This is a genomic window from Archangium gephyra, assembly GCF_042230915.1.
Classification (GTDB): Bacteria; Myxococcota; Myxococcia; order Myxococcales; family Myxococcaceae; genus Archangium; species Archangium gephyra_B.
Window position 1 is genome coordinate 1406490 of sequence record NZ_CP102578.1, and the last position, 15278, is coordinate 1421767.

At 71.4% G+C, this 15278-nt stretch carries 12 protein-coding genes; 5 read left to right on the forward strand and 7 right to left on the reverse strand.

Features of this window, described 5'->3' with window-relative positions; translation table 11 throughout:
* Window positions 1-56 precede the first annotated feature (56 nt).
* The gene (locus NR798_RS05775; RefSeq protein ID WP_375770408.1) at window positions 57-2267 is read left to right on the forward strand and encodes a M4 family metallopeptidase; all 2211 of its coding nucleotides are present in this window, start codon (window positions 57-59) and stop codon (window positions 2265-2267) included.
* A 65-nt stretch (window positions 2268-2332) separates the two neighbouring features.
* Here the strand turns inward: NR798_RS05775 and NR798_RS05780 are convergent, their stop codons facing one another.
* The 6 genes from NR798_RS05780 to NR798_RS05805 all read right to left on the reverse strand — a co-directional run bounded on the left by NR798_RS05780 (window position 2333) and on the right by NR798_RS05805 (window position 9181).
* Entirely contained in the window at window positions 2333-2932 is a 600-nt protein-coding gene (locus tag NR798_RS05780) for a hypothetical protein (RefSeq protein ID WP_375770409.1), read from the reverse strand.
* A gap of 154 nt (window positions 2933-3086) precedes the next feature.
* A complete protein-coding gene (locus tag NR798_RS05785; RefSeq protein ID WP_375770410.1) occupies window positions 3087-4112 on the reverse strand; it encodes a metal-dependent hydrolase in 1026 nt (341 codons plus the stop codon).
* A gap of 4 nt (window positions 4113-4116) precedes the next feature.
* The gene (locus NR798_RS05790) at window positions 4117-4926 is read right to left on the reverse strand and encodes a hypothetical protein (RefSeq protein ID WP_375770411.1); all 810 of its coding nucleotides are present in this window, start codon (window positions 4924-4926) and stop codon (window positions 4117-4119) included.
* A 1-nt stretch (window position 4927) separates the two neighbouring features.
* Window positions 4928-6733, reverse strand: coding sequence for an acyl-CoA dehydrogenase (locus tag NR798_RS05795; RefSeq protein WP_375770412.1), 1806 nt, complete (start codon window positions 6731-6733; stop codon window positions 4928-4930).
* A gap of 58 nt (window positions 6734-6791) precedes the next feature.
* On the reverse strand, window positions 6792-8819 hold the full coding sequence (locus NR798_RS05800) for a TonB-dependent receptor family protein (protein ID WP_375770413.1): 2028 nt from the start codon (window positions 8817-8819) through the stop codon (window positions 6792-6794).
* A 77-nt stretch (window positions 8820-8896) separates the two neighbouring features.
* Complete coding sequence (locus NR798_RS05805) at window positions 8897-9181, reverse strand: DUF427 domain-containing protein (protein ID WP_375770414.1); 285 nt, start codon at window positions 9179-9181, stop codon at window positions 8897-8899.
* Between the two features lie 266 nt (window positions 9182-9447).
* Here NR798_RS05805 and NR798_RS05810 point away from each other — a divergent pair, with 266 nt between their 5' ends.
* Genes NR798_RS05810 through NR798_RS05820 form a run of 3 tightly spaced genes read left to right on the forward strand, consistent with a single transcriptional unit; the run spans window position 9448 to window position 13248 of the window.
* Complete coding sequence (locus NR798_RS05810; protein WP_375770415.1) at window positions 9448-11652, forward strand: GAF domain-containing protein; 2205 nt, start codon at window positions 9448-9450, stop codon at window positions 11650-11652.
* Complete coding sequence (locus NR798_RS05815) at window positions 11649-12098, forward strand: response regulator (RefSeq protein WP_375770416.1); 450 nt, start codon at window positions 11649-11651, stop codon at window positions 12096-12098. Before NR798_RS05810 ends, NR798_RS05815 begins: the two co-directional genes overlap by 4 nt.
* Before the next feature lie 7 nt (window positions 12099-12105).
* Window positions 12106-13248: an ATP-binding protein gene (locus NR798_RS05820; RefSeq protein WP_375770417.1), complete on the forward strand. Its 1143-nt coding sequence runs from the start codon at window positions 12106-12108 to the stop codon at window positions 13246-13248.
* An 8-nt stretch (window positions 13249-13256) separates the two neighbouring features.
* Here the strand turns inward: NR798_RS05820 and NR798_RS05825 are convergent, their stop codons facing one another.
* Window positions 13257-14456, reverse strand: coding sequence for a hypothetical protein (locus NR798_RS05825; RefSeq protein ID WP_375770418.1), 1200 nt, complete (start codon window positions 14454-14456; stop codon window positions 13257-13259).
* Between the two features lie 162 nt (window positions 14457-14618).
* Here NR798_RS05825 and NR798_RS05830 point away from each other — a divergent pair, with 162 nt between their 5' ends.
* A complete protein-coding gene (locus tag NR798_RS05830; RefSeq protein ID WP_375770419.1) occupies window positions 14619-15254 on the forward strand; it encodes an alpha/beta hydrolase in 636 nt (211 codons plus the stop codon).
* Window positions 15255-15278 lie beyond the last annotated feature (24 nt).

Consider the following 15278-nt stretch of genomic DNA (forward strand, 5'->3'; position numbering starts at 1 on the left):
TTCTCGGCTTAATTTGGAGTTCAAGTAAACGGCCTCTTCTTCCGAGGAGTATCGAATTGGCTAATCGAGTGATGCGGACGCTGTGTGTGGCGTGGCTGGGCGCGAGCCTCGCCGCCTGTGGCTCGACGGTGGAGCTCAACGAGGAGGCGGTTCGGGCGGGTGAGAAGGACGTGGACGTCCAGGCGGCGCTGGCGCGTTTCAAGGACGTGCGCGTCGTGGGCAGCGAGGCGGGCGTTCCCTACGCCGTGACGGGCAAGCTGGGCCGGCTGTCGCCCGCGGGCACCGTGGGCGAGCTGCGCGCCAAGGACGAGCTGCGCGAGGCGGTGGTGGAGCTCGCGCCGGTGTTCCGCGTGAGCGGCGAGGACCTGGTGCTCAAGCGCTCCACGGTGGACGCGCAGGGCAACCGGCACGTGCGCTTCCAGCAGACGCTCAACGGCCTGCGCGTGGTGGGCGGCGAGCTCATCGTGCACGCGGATGGCGCGGGCAACATCTACGCGGTCAACGGCTCGGCCCGGACGGGGGAGCAGGTGTCCGCCGCGGCCCGGGTGGCCCCCGAGGCCGCGCTGCAGGCGGCCGTGGCCGGCTCCACCGCGCGGGGCGCTTCCGCCCAGGGCGACGCGAAGCTCGTCTACGTGCGCGCCGAGCACAGCCAGGAGCTGCGGCTGGCCTACGAGGTGTCCGTGAAGGGCGAGCGCGAGGGCATGCCCGCCGATGACCTGGTCTACGTGGACGCGCTGCGCGGCGGCGTCCTCCTGGAGAACCCGCTCATCCACTCGGTGCTCAACCGCAAGGTGTACTCGGCCAACAACGGCACGACGACGCCGGGCACGCTCAAGCGCAGCGAGGGCCAGGCGGCCGTGGGCGACGCGCATGTCGACATCAACTACGACATGCTGGGCGTCACCTACAACTGCTACAAGACGCTCTTCAACCGCGACTCGTACAACAACGCGGGCGCCATCCTCACCAGCACCGTCCACTACAGCACCAACTACGTCAACGCCTACTGGGACGGCACCCAGATGGTGTACGGCGATGGCAACAACTCGGACTCCATCGAGCTGGGCAAGGACCTGGACGTCACCGTCCACGAGCTGACCCACGCCGTGACGGACTCCGAGTCGGACCTCGTGTACTCGGGTGAGTCCGGTGGTCTCAACGAGTCCATGTCCGACATCTTCGCCGGCGTGTGCGAGAGCTGGAACCGCGGCTGGGCCGTGGACGCGGACATCTTCAAGATTGGCGAGGACATCTGGACGCCGGCCACCGCGGGGGACGCGCTGCGCTACATGGATGACCCGGCCAAGGACGGCGCCTCGCTGGACTTCTACGGTGACTACTCCGCGGGCGTGGACGTGCACTACAGCTCCGGCATCAGCAACCTGGTGTTCTCGCTGCTGACCAAGGGTGGCACGCACCCGCGCGGCAAGTCGACCAACGTGGTGGCCGCCATCGGCCCGGAGAAGGCCGGCCGCATCTTCTACAAGGCCAACACGGACCTCTTCACGGCCAGCACCACCTTCGATCAGGCCAAGACGTACACCATCCAGGCCGCCGAGGCGCTCTACGGCGTGGGCTCGGCCGAGGCCCTGGCGGTGAACGATGCCTGGAAGGCCGTGGGCGTGCCGCCTCCGCCGCCCGTGGTCACCGCGCTCACCAACGGCGTGGCGCTGACGGGCCTCTCCGGTGGCAAGAAGTACTACTCGCTCGACGTGCCCGCCGGGCAGGCGAACCTCGTGTTCGACATGAGCGGTGGCACGGGTGACGCGGACATGTACGTGAAGTTCGGCGCCATCCCGACCGCCAGCACCTACGACTGCCGTCCGTACACGGGTGGCAACGCGGAGAGCTGCCCCTTCACCAACCCGGCCGCGGGCACCTGGTACGTGATGATCAACCCGTTCTCCGCGTACTCGGGCGTGAGCCTCAAGGGCACGTACGGCGGCACGGGCGGTGGCGGCGGCACGCCGGTGACCACCACCATCAACGACAGCGTGGCCACGGGCGCGCAGGACAACTTCGGCCCGTACAGCGTGGTGGCCGGCACCAAGTTCAAGGTGGTGATGTCGGGCTCGGGTGATCCGGACCTCTACGTCCGCTTCGGCGCGGCGCCCACGACCACCACCTACAACTGCCGTCCGTACCTCTCCGGCGCCGCCGAGACGTGCGACCTGACGGTGCCCGCCGGCCAGAGCAGCGCGTACGTCATGGTGCGCGGCTACTCCACGGCCACGTACACCCTGAACATCAGCTACACCAAGCCGTAGTCGCGGTGCTCAGGATGGAGTGACGGGCGGGCGGCTCTCCACGCGGGGGGCCGCCCGTCGTCTTTTCACCGCCGCAGGAGGATGTCGCGCGCGAGGCTCTCGCCTCCGCCCACCAGGTCGAACGAGGCCCGCACGGGCGTGCCCTCGGAGATGTCCTTGAGCGGGATGTGGCGGCCCCGGCGCAGGCCGCGGCTGCGGCCGTCGATGCGCAACTGGTAGACGTTGCCCTCGTCGTCACTCACCTCGATGGTGCCGGGGCGCACGCGCCTCACCCGGCCGTCCACGGTGCCGGAGGCGATGGTGACCTCCTCGGCGGGCGCGGTGGCGGAGATGTTCGCGTTGCCGGCACGTGCCGCCTCCGCGGCCTCGAGGAACCCGATTCGCTCGTCGTCCACCAGGTCGGTGCGCACGGGCCGGCTCTCCGGCCGCCCCCGGGCTTCGGAGCCTGCTTCACGCGCGAGCTGCTCTTCGGGAGGCTCGGCCCGGGGGTCTTCAGCGGGAGGAGCCGCCACCTCCGGCAGCTCGACGACGTCGACGGTTTGCACGGGAGCGGGCTCGGGCCGGGACTCGGCGGCCACCGCTGCCTGCGTGACGCTGGTTTCCGGCGCCGACTTCCGGCATCCCATCAGACAGAGGACACAGCAGCCGAGCAGCCTCCACCCCATCCATTTCCCCATCCCACGCACCCCCCACACTCGCCCGGGGGAAGGTGGGGCTCTGACACGGCCACGGCAAGCCACCCGTCCGGGAGGAAGCAAGCAGGCCACCGTGCGCCCGCTCCCCCCATGTGCCCATCTCCCCTCGCCCTCCGGGAGAGGGTCAGGGTGAGGGTACCTCGCCCCCCGGGTTCCCCCCTCTGGGCCCGCGCCACCGTTCCATCAACTCGCGCGCACTGCCGCCGCGCTCGAGCCGTGCGTCCGCCACCGAGAGATCCGGCGCCAGCTCCAGGACGAACGCGAGGGTCGGCTCGCCGCGCAGGTGGTAGCGCAGGTCTCCAATGCGCACCACGGTGCGTCCCTGCGCGCCGGGGACCGAGGAGATGACGGGGAAGCGGGCCCAGGCAAGCGCCTCGTGCACGGTGGGCACGGCGCGCACGGCGTCAGGGAGCGCGTCCACCGAGGGCCTGGGCAGGCGGCGCTCCTCGCGCGGGGGCTCGCCGGGGGACACGGAGCCGGCCACGTACTCGGAGGGGAGCACGGCCACGTAGCGCCAGGTGGTGAGCGAGAACCACGCGGGGAAGACCTGCACGCGCTCCGCCGAGGGCCAGGCCTCGCGCACCCGGGACGTCAGCGTGGCCTGGAGGACTCCGCGCAGGCCCACGTACGCGGCCGAGCACGCGAGTCCCACGAGCAGGGCCCGCCGCCACTGGATGCGGCGGCGCCATGCCCACAGCGCGCTGGTGAGCAGGGGGAGGGTGACGAGCGGATCCACCACCATGGTCCAGTCGAGCGTGAGGCGCCGATCGGAGAAGGGGAGGAGGAGCCGGGTGCCCCAGCCGGTCCACAGGTCGGGCAGCAGGTGGGCCACGGCGAGCGCGAGCAGGCTGGAGAGGTAGACGGGGAGGAAGCGGGCGCGGCGGAAGAAGAGCAGGGCGAGCCCGGAGGCGGCGAGGGCCACGACGGGCGCGAAGGCGAGTGCGTGCGACAGGCCGCGGTGGGCGCGCAGGGCGTGGTCGACGGAGTTGGCGGCCGGCAGGAGGGTGTCGAGGTCGGGCAGCTCGGCGGCGAGGACGGAGCCGAGCAGGACGGCCTTGTCGGTGGGGGAGAGGGGCGAGCCGGCGGGAGCGTCGGGCCGGCGCAGCGCGCCGAGGGCGAGGCCCAGCAGCCCGTGGGTGAGGTTGTCCATGGCGTCACGCTCCCCGGGCGTGGGCCACCGCCCTCACGTGCGTGCGGACGAGCTCCCGGGCGCGGGTGAGTTCCTCCAGGTGCGTGGGGACGTACCCGAGGCACAGCACCACCTCGTCCTCGGGGGCGGCGCGGGCGCCCAGCGCGGCGTAGTCGAGCGTGCGCGAGAGGGGCTCGCCCTCGGTGTCCGGGGTGAAGCGGCCGAAGACGGCGGCGTGGGTGCCCCGGCCGGGCGCGGTCTCCTTGAGGGCGAAGAGCTGGCGCACTGCCTCGAGCGTCTCGGGGCGGGCGGCGAGCGCCTCGGGGTCCACGGGCCCCGCCAATTCCCACTCGAGCAGGCGCAGGCAGCCGCGGACGAACTCCACGTCTGTGATGACGAGCCCGTACAGGTACCAGTCCGCGCACGCGGCGTGGACGAGCCGGGCCTGGGCGTCCGTGAGCCAGGTGAAGGAGGGGCAGGTGAAGGTTTCACAGATGTCGGCGCGGTAGACGCCGCAGTCGCGCAGGTCCGCGCCGCCCGTCACCTTCGGGTGGCCGAGGCAGCCCACCCGCGTGTGCTCCGCGTCGAGGAAGCCCAGCAACGGGCAGACGCGCACCGCGGGGAAGAGAGGGCTCTCCCGCCGGGAGTCGAGCAGGGCCCGGGCCGCGGTGTGCCAGGCCTCGGGCTCGTGCGGCACGGTGCGCAGGGCCTCGGTCTGTGTGGCGAGCTGCGCGGTGAGCGTGGCGCGCGAGTGATCGCGGAAGTTGTAGAGGCCGCAGCAGGCGCCGCAGGAAGCGCCGCGGCCGGGCTGGCACAGGTGGAAGGAGACGGACATGTCAGAACCACTCGGGCCGCATGCGCGTGTACGAGTCCTCCCCCGAGCGGCACAGCGCCACCAGGTGGCTCACCCGCGGCAGCTCCGTGTTCAGCCAGTACTGCGCCGCCGCCAGCTTCCCCTCGTAGAAGTCCCGGCCCTCGCCACCGCGCGCCAGGCCCTCGCGCGCCGCCGCCGCCTGCGCCAGCCATCGCCACGACACCGCCAGCACCGAGAACAGCTCCATGTAGTCCGCGCTGTGGCGCAGCATCCGCTCCACCTCGCCCGCCATGCCCGCCGCTCCCAGCTCCATCGTCAGCTCCACCACCTCCTGCAGCGCCTTCCCCAGCGCCTCGCCCCACGCCGGCTCCACTCCCGCCTTCCGCGCCCGCTCCACCGTCGCCCCCACCTCCTCCGAGAAGGCCCTCATCGCCTCGCCCCCCGCCGCCATCACCTTGCGCCCCAGCAGATCCAACCCCTGGATGCCCGTGGTGCCCTCGTGGATGCTGTTGAGCTTCTGGTCTCGCAGGTACGCCTCGGGCAGGTACTCGCTCGAGTAGCCGTAGCCTCCGTGCACCTGCACCGCCAGCGCGTTGGCCTCGAAGCCCTTCTCCGCGGGGAATGTCTTCGCCAGCGGCGTGAGCAAGTCGAGCAGCAGCCCCGCGCGCCGCCGCTCCTCCTCCGTCTTCCCGTGCGCCGCCACGTCCGCCTGCCACGAGGCCGCCGCCAGCAGCGACAGGCCCCCCTCCACGATGGCCTTCTGCCGCAGCAGCATCCGCCGCACGTCCGCGTGCTCGATGATGGGGCGCTGCGGCCGCGCCGCGTCCTTCTCCCAGGCGAGGCGCCCCTGCGGCCGGTTCTGCGCGTACGCCAGCGCCTCGTGGTACGCCACCGAGGCCGTCGCCACGCCGTTGAGGCCCACCATGATGCGCGCCTCGTTCATCATCTGGAACATGTGGGCCAACCCCTTGCCCGCCTCGCCCACCAGCCACCCGCGGCAGTCCCCGACCTCGCCGTAGTTGAGCGCCAGGCTCGGCAGCCCCTTCCAGCCAATCTTGTGGATGGCCCCCGCCACCCGCACGTCGTTATCCACCAGCCGCCCGCCCTCGGGCCGGCGCGCGGGCACCGCGAAGAGCGACAGCCCCCGCGTCCCCGCCGGTGAGCCCTCGATGCGCGCCAGCGTGAGGTGCACCACGTTCTCCGTGAAGTCCTGGTCCCCGCCGCTGATGAAGATCTTCGAGCCGGTGATGCGGTACGTCCCATCCCCCACCGGCACCGCCCGCGTCTTCACGTCCGCCAGGCTGCTGCCCGCCTGCGGCTCGGTGAGCGCCATGGTGCCCGTCCACTCGCCCCGGTACATCCGCGCCATGAACTCGTCCTTGAGCCACGGACTGCCGAAGGCCTGGATGAGGTGCGCCGCGCCGCTGGTGAGCCCGATGAAGCCGTACGCGCTCAGGTTGGCCGCCATCAGGTACGCCGAGGCCAGCGAGTACACCGTGATGGGCAACTGCTGGCCTCCCGCCTCCACCGGGTGCGTCGCCGACAGCAGCCCCAGCTCCACCAGCTGCGGGTACAGCTTGCGCATCAGCGGATGCACGTGGACGCGGCCATCCCGGAACGAGGGCGGCTCGGCGTCCATCAGCCGGTACGTGGGCAGCAGCACGTCCCGCGCGAAGCGGCGCGTGCTGTCCAGGAAGAGCGTGAACGTCTCGCGCGAGTGGTCCGCGAAGGCCGGGAGCCGGCACAGCGACTCGGTGTCCAGCACCTCGTAGAGCTGGAAGTCCACGTCGCGGTCGGAGAGCAGCGGGTTCGAGGCGGGGGCGGTCATGGGGCGAGTGTTATCCCACGGGGGCTCGGGGTGCACGGAGTTGGGTGCAACCCGGGTACTACCAGCGGTGTGACAGGCCCGCTCCCGCGTACACCGACAGGGGCGGCGCCGGTTCGAAGTAACGCCCCCGGTTCGCGTTCACCCGCACGTTGTCGCTGTAGCGCGCCGACAGCAGGTTCTGGAACCCCAGGAACGGGCTCACCTCGAAGCCTCCCATCGGGAAGCGGTGCCCCAGCCTCACGTTCACCACCCAGGCCGTGTGCTCGCGCACCGTGTTCGCGTCGTCCGCGTACAGCCCGCCCGTGCTGAACACCTCCACCGCCGCCCGCGCCCCGCTCGCGTGCTGGTACACCGCCTCCGCGCTCACCTGGTTCGCCGGTATCCCCGGCACCCTCTTGCCCCTCAGCTGCCTGCCCTGTGACACGTAGTCGCGGAACGTCGCCTGCAACGCGTTGTAGGCCGCTCGCACCCGCACCTCCTCCGTCACCTTCGCCTCCAGCGCCACCTCCGCCCCCAGGTGCCGCGAGCGCCCCGTGTTGCGGAAGTAGGCGCGTGCCTTCTCGTCCTCGAAGCGCACCAGCCCGTCCTGGATCCACACCGAGAACAGCGCCACGTCGTAGCGCAGCCGGCCCCACAGCAGCCCGCGCGCCCCCAGCTCCACCCCGTTCGAGCGCTGGGGCTTCAAGTCCCTCGACAACCCGCCGCCCATCCCCGCCGGCACCGCCAGCTCCGTCGTCGTCGGCGCCTCGAAGGCCTGGGTGATGCTCGCGAACACCGACACCTCCGGCCTCGGCGCCCAGATGAGCCCCAGCCGTCCCGTGGGCTGCTGGAACGTCCGCGTCCCCGTCCCGTCCCCGTCCTCCTTCAGGAAGTCCTCCACTGTGTAGCGCGACACGTCGTACCGCGCCCCCGCCACCAGCGTCAGGCGCTCGCGCAGCTCCAGCTCCTCCTGCGCGAAGAGGCCCAGCCCCAGCACGCCCTCGTCCTGGTCCAGCTGCAGCACGCTGCCCGGCCGGCCCTCCGCGTTGTCGAAGTTCTTCCGCCGGTCCGCCTGCGCCTGCACCTCCGCTCCCACCGTGAAGCGGCTGCGCAGCCCGAGGAGCGGCCCCCGGTTCCCGTAGCGCACCGACACCCCATCGAAGGTCCGGTCGAACGCCACCACCACCTGCGGCAGCGCGTTCTGGAAGCGCCGCAGCGCCAGGAAGCCACTCGCCTCCAGCTCGTGCTCCTCGCCCAGGCGACGGCGGTACGTCAGCCCCAGCCGCCCCTGCCGCACCGACTCGCCCGCGCGGTATTGCGCGTTGAGCGGCGAGGCCTGCCGCGGATCGCTCTCCACCTCCGCCCGCGTCAGCCCTCCCGCGTCCCCCGCCTCCGGCGCGTCCACCAGCGACAGCACCGCCTTCAGCTCCGAGCGCTCATCCGGCGTCCAGCCCACCTTCCCGTTCAGCAGCACCTGCTCCGTGCCCGACAGCCGCCGCCACCCCTGCTGCGTCTGCCGCGACGCGCCCACCAGCCAGCGCACGTCCCCGCTCTTCCCTCCGCCCTTCACGTTCAGCTTCCACAGCGCGTTGTCCCCGTGCACCGTACGCGCCTCCACGAAGGGCCGCTCCGGGCCTTCCTCCGTGGTGATGCTCACCACCCCTCCCGCCGCGTTCCCGTACAGCGACGAGGCCAGTCCCCTCAGCACCTCGATGCGCTCCGCCGAGGCCATGTCCAGGCTGTCCACGTTCGTCTGCCCGTCCGGCAGCGTCTCCGGGAAGCCATCCACCAGCACGGTGATGCCCCGGATGCCGAACGCCGAGCGCGCTCCGAAGCCCCGGATGGACAGCCTCAGGTCCTGCGAGGCGTTGTTGCGGCTCTGCGTCACCAGCCCCGGCACTCCCACCAGCGACTCGTACAGGCCCAGCGTGGCGCGGCCCTCTTGAATGTCCTCCCGCTCCACCACGCTCACCGCCGCCGGTGTGCGGCTCAGCGGAGTAGGCACCCTCGGCGCCACCACCGTCGTCTCACGCGGCGCCTCGGGCGGTGGTTCAGGTGTCTGGGCCAGGGTGGCGGACAGCAGCGCGCAGGGGAACAGCCAGGTCATCCAGTGGGCCTTCCGATGGGGGAACCCGGGAGACAGCTACCCTCACCCCGTCCCAGAGGGAGAGGGGTTGTAGGGGCTCAGCGCTCCACCTGCACGCCCTTCCAGAAGGCGATGTGGCCCTGGATGTTCTTCGCCGCGTCCTTCGGCTCCGGGTAGTACCAGGCCGCGTCCTTGTTCACCTTCCCATCCACCTCCACGTCGTAGTAGCTCGCCACTCCCTTCCACGGACACGTGGTGTGCGTGCCGCTGTCCTTCAGCACCTCGCGCTTCACCGCCTCCTGCGGAAAGTAGACGTTCCCCTCCACCACCTCGTACGTGGCACTCTCGGCGAGCACCGCTCCATTCCACATCGCCCTGGCCATGGCTGCCTCCTCGTTTCGTGTCTCCCCGCATCTGTGCCCCGGCTCCGCACGCCTCGCCAGGGGCGCCGGGCCCCAGGGCGAGCGGCCAGCTGAGTGCTCCACACTCCGTCCCTCGGGAGAGCGGATGCAGCGGAGGAGTGTCCGCTGGTGGAAAGGTATACCCTGGGGAATGGGGTGGGGCGCTCCTGGCTGTTCTGGCCCTGTTAACGTCCCCCGTCCCCTTCATGAACCCGACCGAGCGACGCGTCCCGGACGTGCAACCGCTGTTGAATCCTCCCCCGAGCATCGACGGCCAGAATCGCACCACGGACTCGCTGCAGCTGCTCGCCGAGGCCGGTGCCCTGCTGGGCTCCTCGTTGGATTACGAGACGACGCTGGCGGCCCTCACCCGGCTGGCCGTGCCCCGGCTCGCGGACTGGTGCTCCCTGGACATCCTGGGCGAGGACGGTGTCGTCCGGCTGCTCGCCGTGGCGCACGTGGACCCGGCCAAGGTGAAGTTCGCCCATGAGCTGCGCCGGCGCTACCCGCCCGACCCGAAGGACCCCCACGGCATCCACGAGGTCATCCGCACCGGCCACTCCTCGCTGCTTCCGGACATCCCCGACGAGCTGCTCGTGAAGGCCACGCGGGATGCCGAGCACCTGCGCATCGCGCGCGAGCTGGGCCTGCGCTCGGCCATGACGGTGCCCCTCAGCGCGCGCGGCCGCACCTTCGGGGCCCTCGCGCTCGTCAACTCCGAGTCCGGCCGGCGCTTCACCTCCGAGGACCTGGCCCTCGCCGAGCAGCTGGCCGGCCGCGCCGCCCTGGCGGTGGACAACGCGCGCCTCTACACCGACGCCGTGCGCGCCGAGGAGCGCTTCCGCTCGCTCATCCACGCCACCGCCCAGGCCGTCTGGGTCACCCAGCCCGACGGCGGGGTGGCGGAGGACTCGCCCACCTGGCGCGCCTTCACCGGCCAGTCGCGCGAGGAGTACCAGGGGTACGGCTGGCTCGCCGTCGTCCACCCGGAGGACCAGGAGCGGGTGCGGCGCGGATGGCAGGCGGCCCGCGCCATCAAGCAGCCCTACGAAGTGGAGATGCGCGTGAGCCGGCCGGATGGCACCTGGGCCATCACCCTGTCGCGCGCCGTGCCCATGCTCGATGCCCAGGGCCAGGTGCGCGAGTGGATCGGCACCAGCACGGACATCACCGCCCAGCGCCGCGCCGAGGAGACCTCGCGCCGCCTGGAGAGCGAGCAGCGCGCCCGCCAGCTGGAGGCCCTGCGCGCCGAGGTCAGCGAGGTGCTCTCCCGCGAGGACCCCCCGTCCCGGCTGATGCAGGCCTGCGCGGAGGTGATGGTGCGCAACCTGCCCGTGCTCTCCCTCGTGCAGCTGTGGACCTTCAACCGCGAGACCCAGGCCCTGCACCTGGAGGGCAACGCCGGCCTCGCCGCGCCCTTGTCGGTGAATCCGTCCCGGCTGGAGCTGGGACAGTCGCTCGTGGGCACCGTGGGCCAGTCGCGCCAGCCCCTGCTCGTCAACGAGCTGCAGGCAGACCCCCGGTTGCGCTCGCGGACGTGGGCGCAGGTCAACGAGCTGGTGTCCTTCCTGGGCGCTCCGCTGCTGGTGCGGGGCCAGCTGGTGGGCGTGCTCGCCGTCTACGGCCAGACCCCCCTGGAGGAGGAGACGCTGGCCACGCTGGCCACGGTGGCGGACGCGGTGGCCCAGGGGCTCGAGCGCCGCCGCGCCGAGGTCTCGCTCCAGGAGCATGCCCGGGAGCTGGCGCGCTCCAACGAGGAGCTGCAGCAGTTCGCCTACGTGGCCTCCCATGACCTGCAGGAGCCCCTGCGCATGGTGGCCAGCTACACGCAGCTGCTGGCGCGGCGCTACAAGGGCCAGCTCGACGCGGACGCGGACGAGTTCATCAACTACGCCGTGGACGGGGTGAACCGCATGCAGCGGCTCATCCAGGATCTGCTGGCCTACTCGCGCGTGGGCACCCGCGGCCACGAGTTCAAACCGCTCGACTCCGGCCAGGCGCTCAACAAGGCGGTGGCCAACCTCAAGGCGCTGGTGGACGAGACGGGCGCCACGCTCGTCATCCAGGGCAAGCTGCCCCAGGTGATGGCGGACGAGACGCAGCTCACCCAGCTCTTCCAGAACCTGGTGGGCAACGCGCTGAAGTTCCGCGGCCAGACGCCGCCCCGGGTGCTGGTGGAGGCCGAGCTCCAGGGCACCGAGTGGCGCTTCACCGTCGAGGACAACGGCATCGGCATCGAGCCCCAGTACTACGAGCGCATCTTCGTCATCTTCCAGCGGCTCCACGGCAAGGAGGAGTACCCCGGCACCGGCATCGGGCTGGCCATCTGCAAGAAGATCGTCGAGCGGCACGGAGGCCGCATCGGTCTGGACTCCCAACCCGGGCAGGGGACGACGTTCTGGTTCACCCTGCCCGTGGTCCCCACCCCTTCAACCCCGGGCACCCCCTCATGAGTGACGACACCCTTGGACGGCCCATTGAAATCCTCCTGGTGGAGGACAACCCCGGCGACGTCCGCCTGACCATCGAGGCCCTCAAGGAGGGCAAGGTGAGCAACCGCCTCTCCGTCGCACGTGACGGGGTGGAGGCGTTGGCCTTCCTGCGCCGCGAGGGGCCCCACGCCAGCGCGTCGCGGCCGGACCTCATCCTGCTGGACCTCAACCTGCCCAAGAAGGACGGGCGCGAGGTGCTGGCGGAGATCAAGGAGGACTCGCGCCTGCGCCGCATCCCCGTGGTGGTGTTGACCACGTCCAAGGCGGAGGAGGACATCCTGCGCACCTACGATCTGCACGCCAACTGCTACATCACCAAGCCGGTGGACCTGGAGCAGTTCATCTCCGTGGTGCGCTCCATCGACGACTTCTGGCTGTCGGTGGTCCGGCTGCCCTCGGTGGAGTGAGGCCCCCATGAGCATGGACCAGGCGAGGCCCTTGCGGCTGTTGTTGGTGGAGGACAACCCCGGTGACGCCCGGCTCCTGCAGGAGGAGCTGAAGGAGGTGGCGTCCGCCCGCTTCGACGTGCGCCACGTGACGCGCATGGCGGACGCGCTGACGGCGGTGGGCGAGCCGGGGCTGGACGTGGTGCTGCTCGACCTGTCGCTGCCGGACGGGCACGGGCTGTCCAACATCGAGCGGGTGGTGCAGGCGGCGCCGGCGCTGCCGCTGGTGGTGCTCACCGGCACGGATGACGAGCAGTTGGCGATGCGGGCGATGCACGCGGGCGCGCAGGACTACCTGGTGAAGGGCCAGGCCACGGGTCCGCTGCTGGTGCGCGCGCTGCGCTACGCCATCGAGCGCAAGCGGGCCGAGGAGGGCCTCAAGCGCGAGGAGGCCGCGCGGCAGACGGCGCTCTTCCGCGAGCAGTTCCTCGGGATTCTGGGGCATGACCTGCGCAACCCGCTGCAGGCCATCTCCGGCAACGCGGCGCTGCTGCTGCGCTACGGCGGCCTGTCCGAGCCCCAGCGCAAGGCGCTCAACCGCATCTCCATCTCCTCGGACCGGATGGCGCGGATGATCTCCGACATCTTGGACTTCACGCGTACGCGGCTGGGCGGTGGCTACACGCTGCAGCGCACGTGGATGAACGTGCACGAGGTGCTCAAGCAGGTGGTGGAGGAACTGGAGGTGGCGCACCCGCGCAAGCGCTTCGAGCTGGACGTGTCCGGCACCGGCTGGGGCGAGTGGGACGCGGACCGCATCGCCCAGGCGGCCTCCAACCTGGTGGGCAACGCGGTGCAGTACTCGCCGGAGGACAGCCCGGTGCGCGTGGTGGCGCGCGACGAGGGAGATGGGGTGCGGGTGGAGGTACACAACCTGGGCACGCCCATCCCCGCCGAGCGCCTGACGCACATCTTCGACCCGTTTGTGCGCGGGCGCGACGGCTCCCGCTCGGGCTCGGGCTCCCGCTCGGGGCTGGGGCTGGGGCTCTACATCACGCATGAGATCGTGAAGGCGCACGGCGGCTCGCTGCAGGTGCGCTCCAACGAGGCCGAGGGCACGTGCTTCTGGTTGAAGCTGCCGCGCCATCCGCCTCCCGCCGCGAAGGCCTGAGCCTCCGCCTACGGGCAGGTGAAGACGGTGATGCCGACCGCGTCCACCCTCGCCCAGTCGTTGCCCGAGGGCGCGGGATACTGCGCGCGGAGCCCGGAGCCAAAGTCCGGGGCCTCAATGTCCGCGATGGTCCAGGCCCGGCCCCAGAGATCGCCCTCCCCACCGTAGGAGACGGTCATGGAGCCCCCGGTCCACACGCCCTCCTCCTCGACCAGGGCCCGTGACACCCCGGTGGGGGCGCCGTCCTTCAGCAGGCGCAGGTCGAAATCGCGGACCCCGACGCCGCTGAGCGCGCTGCGCGTCACGTCGACGCGGATGCCCGCCACGAGCGCGTCGTCGGGAAGCTCGAAGCCATAGCCGGAGGACTCGAGCCGCGCGGTGGTGTCGTTCTCGACCATCCCTGGGACGTAGGCCGGATCCTCATCCACCGTGAGGGCACTGTCGGGGCTGATCCAGTCGTGGGCGAGGCTGGCCTGCGTGACGGCCGTGGCGGAGTGGGGGCCCGTCGTTTTCGCCTCGGTGCCTTCCTTGTAGAAGATCTCGAGCGTGACGTAGTCGACCTCGAGCCTTGTGGCCGCGGGGCCCCGGAAGCCGAGATCCATGGCGAAGTTGGACAGCATGGCGAGGTTGCGCGTGAGCGAGCCTGCCCCGCTGTACCCCAGGCCGGTGACCTCGTGCTCCCCCGGGGTGGAGGTGAAGGCGACGTCGGTGGGCGTGAGGCTCGTCACCGGGCCCGTTGTCCTCCCGAAGCGCACCATCGCCTGGAGGCCGGTGGCGGCGGTGGGCGTGCGGCCGGTGATGCGCACCGTCGCGCTGGTGACGGTGCTTCCAGCCGGAATCGCGAAGCCGAATCCGCTGAGCCGGAGCGCCCTCGTTCCCTCGTTGTTGAGCTCCACGCGCGCCTGGTTTCCGTCCGCCGCGAGGACGAGCGAATCCTCCTCCCAGGGCCCCTCGACCGCGGCGCTCCTCACCGTCCCCGGATACCTCGGCCCATGCGCGGTCGGAGCGCTGCAGGGAGGCCCGGCGTCCGTGGTGTCTCCCCCGTCGGTGGTGTCTCCCGCGTCCGCCGTGTCCCCCGCGTCGGGGTCCATGCCCGCGTCCGTCTGGGTGCCGGCATCGGCGGGGCTTCCCGCGTCGGGCCCGGTGGGGGCCGGAGTACCGCACGCGACGCACAGGGCTACGCACATCCACACCATCCAGTTCCGCATTCAGTCTCCGGGGCCGGCTTCGAGCGCCTCGCCTCTGAGTGAGGTCCGAGGTGGGGCTCTACCGTCCGCCCCCCTGCTCGATGCCCGGAGCCTTCACCACTGGCTGTGCATGTGCAACCTCATGGCAAGGGGCCGGTGGTACGAGAGCAGGAGTAGAGCGGGATGTCCGAGATCGAGACGCCTCAAGATGGGGCGCTGGAGCCGAGGGCGTACACACTGCGGACGAGGCGGGGGCCCGTGGACACGCTGCTGTACGAGTCCCTGAGCGCGAAGGAGGGGGCACTGCTGGCCGGTGGGGTGGGGGGCGGCTTCGACACGCCAGCGGTCGGGCTGTACCCGCGGCTGGCCGAGGAGCTGCTGCGCCACCGCATGTCCACGCTGCGGTTGAAGTACCGCCATGCGACGGACCTGGCGGAGGCGGTGCACGACGTGCTTTCCGGGGTGGAGTTCCTGGTGGGGCGGGGGCTGGAGCGGGTGGCCCTGGTGGGGCACTCGTTCGGCGGGGCGGTGATGATCGACGCCGGGGCGCAGTCCCCCTGGGTGACGACGGTGGTGGGGCTGGCGCCGCAGAGCTACGGGACGGAGGCGGTGTCGCAACTGGCGCCGCGCTCGTTGCTGCTCGTGCACGGCCTGTCGGACGCGGTGCTGCCCCCGAGCTGCTCGCAGAGCATCCACGAGCGCGCGAGGGGCCGCAAGGAGCTGGAGCTCATCCCGGGCACCGGCCACATCCTGGACGAGGCCGCCGAGCGCGTCTTCTCGCGGGTGCGTGACTGGCTGCTGCGAGAGCTGCGTGCCTGAGTCCTGCTCACCCGCTCCCCTCGG